The organism is Thermobacillus xylanilyticus (assembly GCF_907165215.1).
Taxonomy (GTDB): Bacteria; Bacillota; Bacilli; order Paenibacillales; family Paenibacillaceae; genus Thermobacillus; species Thermobacillus xylanilyticus.
On the sequence record NZ_CAJRAY010000102.1, the window covers coordinates 1 to 2563 of the forward strand.

General features: G+C 47.2%; 3 protein-coding genes. All 3 read right to left on the minus strand.

The window, feature by feature from the left end:
- Positions 1 to 39: 39 nt before the first annotated feature.
- From KJQ12_RS18710 to KJQ12_RS18720, 3 genes are read right to left on the minus strand one after another with little or no spacing between them, the layout of a single operon-like run.
- Complete coding sequence (locus tag KJQ12_RS18710; RefSeq protein ID WP_244860693.1) at positions 40 to 489, minus strand: type 1 glutamine amidotransferase family protein; 450 nt, start codon at positions 487 to 489, stop codon at positions 40 to 42.
- A 26-nt stretch (positions 490 to 515) separates the two neighbouring features.
- Complete coding sequence (locus KJQ12_RS18715; protein WP_213486902.1) at positions 516 to 1154, minus strand: DUF2306 domain-containing protein; 639 nt, start codon at positions 1152 to 1154, stop codon at positions 516 to 518.
- 43 nt (positions 1155 to 1197) lie between these two features.
- Positions 1198 to 2232 carry a DJ-1/PfpI family protein gene (locus KJQ12_RS18720; RefSeq protein ID WP_213486903.1) on the minus strand — a complete coding sequence of 345 codons (1035 nt, stop codon included), beginning with the start codon at positions 2230 to 2232 and terminating at the stop codon, positions 1198 to 1200.
- Between the last annotated feature and the right edge of the window lie 331 nt (positions 2233 to 2563).

The following is a 2563-nucleotide window of genomic DNA, read 5'->3' on the forward strand; positions in this document are numbered from 1 at the left end:
CAGGGGTGGGTCATTTTCTTTTCGGCGCTCCTGGGTCAATTATATTCCGGCGGTGACAGCTACAATAACTTCCTCATTGTTAAAAGCTTGTTTCAATTTTTCCGACAAGCCTGTCTTCATGGCCTTCTTTAATATATTTGGAATGGCATCTTCCGAATTTCCCGCTGGCTTGCCCGAAGCCCCAGGCACCAAAATGATTCCCGGACGCTTTGGGTCTAATGCAGCTTGCGCTTCGAGAGCGGGCCCGTTCAGACCGCTCGGGACAGAACGCTTGCCTTCTGCGGAAACCAATTCCACAGTAACTGCTCCTTTTGAGTACATTCCCGCAGCAGCGAATACTTCGTATGGTGCTAATGCGTCCAGCAGATCGAAACCATCGAACAAGACGATTTGAACATGCATCCTTTTGTCTTTGAATGGATCATTATTTTCTTTTGAATTCGCACTTGCTGTAGAGGTAACTAGACATAGAACTAGTACAAACGACATGAGTACTCCTATAATTTTTTTTCATCCTACACTGCCTTTCTGGATCGATTGATATTTCTGATAATGATGTTAGGAATGATCACCAGCAGCACAATAGAGCCGTAAACGCCAATTGTATAGCTGGTAGCGTAAATGAGACCAAATCCCTGATAAAAAAGGGAGGTGATGAGATGAATTGTCATGTTCGTAAAACAAAAGGCGTAACTTCGGATCATCCAGTTCCGGTGCCGAATGATACGTTTCTTTTTGATTTGTACAAGCGCCATAATGGTGATAAACAGCCATATTATATTAAGAGCATTGAACCCCATACTGCTTATTTTTCCTCCAGTAGCATAAGGAGCCATATATCCGGAAGTAATCACGACAAGAAGGACGGATACTAAATAAACGTAGCCGTTTATACGGTGGAGCTTGCGGCTTTTTTCAAAGACGCGGTTGGAGAAGTTCAGCAACCCCGTCGCCATGGCGATGCAGGCAAACGCAACATGAACGTGCATAACGTTTATCCAGACTGGAAGATTTAGTTCGCGCTTCAGGCCGATTTTATGGCTTAAAAACGCCTTGGCTCCAGGATCGATAATAAAATTGGCCACCAAAGCGTAAAGGATAAATAGAATACTGATGCAGGCCAAAAGTCCGTATGTTATTTTCCATTCCTTCATGCGATCCATCCCCTCATTTTTATGACCAATTCGCATTTATGGGTTAGGTAACACGCTTGCCTGTTAATTTGGATGCAGGCAGTATGCCGGCCCTGGCAAATCCAATCATGTCATCTCCACGCACGATAACTTCGAATTTTAGATTTAACCGCATAGGTTTCGTGACGCGCAGCGACCAGGTAAGCTTATTGTCCTGAAGTAAGGGGTTTATAAACTCGACCGTCTCATCCCCTTGTGTGGCCTGGCCTTGGATCAACCCATTCCTTATGGAAATGGAGAGCTTGACCTCCAGTTTCCCAACAGGCGTAGCAATTGTCGTATCCCAATCCCCGTCGAATTCAGATTCTCCGGGTAATTTGATTTCCGAGGTATCATAAATCATCCCCGTATTGTTCGTCGCGATGTTCGTTTCTTCGTCGGTCTCTGCCTTGTGAGAGCTAGGCGCCCTTCCTTCTTCCCGCCAGACCGTTCCTCTCCGTTCATATTCGAACAGCTGCTCTACCGCGTGCGCGATACGCGGTCCAAGCTCGCGTTCCACCAGATACAGCGCTACATCGAGTCCCGAAGTAACGCCGCCGCTAGTAACCAGATCGCCGCTATCCACTACGCGTGCCGGGACGGGAATGGCTCCGGTTGCTCCAAGTACATTCATGCCCAGATGATGCGTTACCGCCGGTCTGCCCTCCAAGAGCCCCCCCATGGCCAGTAACAGGGAACCGCCGCAAACCGTGGCAACGATGATGTCTTTTTGCCCGAGTGCTCGCTCAATCAATCCAGCCAATTCCGTATTCAATGCCCGAGACAGAATGGCTGGGGGCGAATTCGGCCCATCTCCTTCGACGTCACCCGACGCGCCAGGTACGAGAATGATGCCCGTACGTTCCGGGTTCAGTCTGCCGCTCGCTTCAATTTTTAACCCGTTGATGCCGCTGGTGACGATTCTCGGCCCTTCAGCGGTGACGAATTCTACGCTTAACGCGTTTTCAGCATACATTGCCGCGGCACAAAAAACCTCGTAAGGCGCAATGGCATCCAGAAGGTCAAAGCCATCAAAAAGCACGACTTGAACCGTTAACATCCACAAACCTCCTCATATTCAAAGTCAGTAGATTGATCCTCGAACCTGCGGATCGTATCAGGGAAAAATTATTTTGTCAGAAGATCCTTCAGCCTGTGATATTCCTTCTCGTCGATCTCACCACTAGCCATCCGGCCTTTTAGAATCAATGTGATGTCACGGTCTTTTTTATTGGAAACTCTGTAGCGATGATTAATCGCATAAATTCGAACTACCATAAAAGAAAAAAGTGTAAGACAAAATAGAGCACCGAATGGAAAAAATGAGAAACTTCTGATGCTAGACTGAATAGTGGACACCGAGAATCGAGAATGCGACAATAAATTCAGCA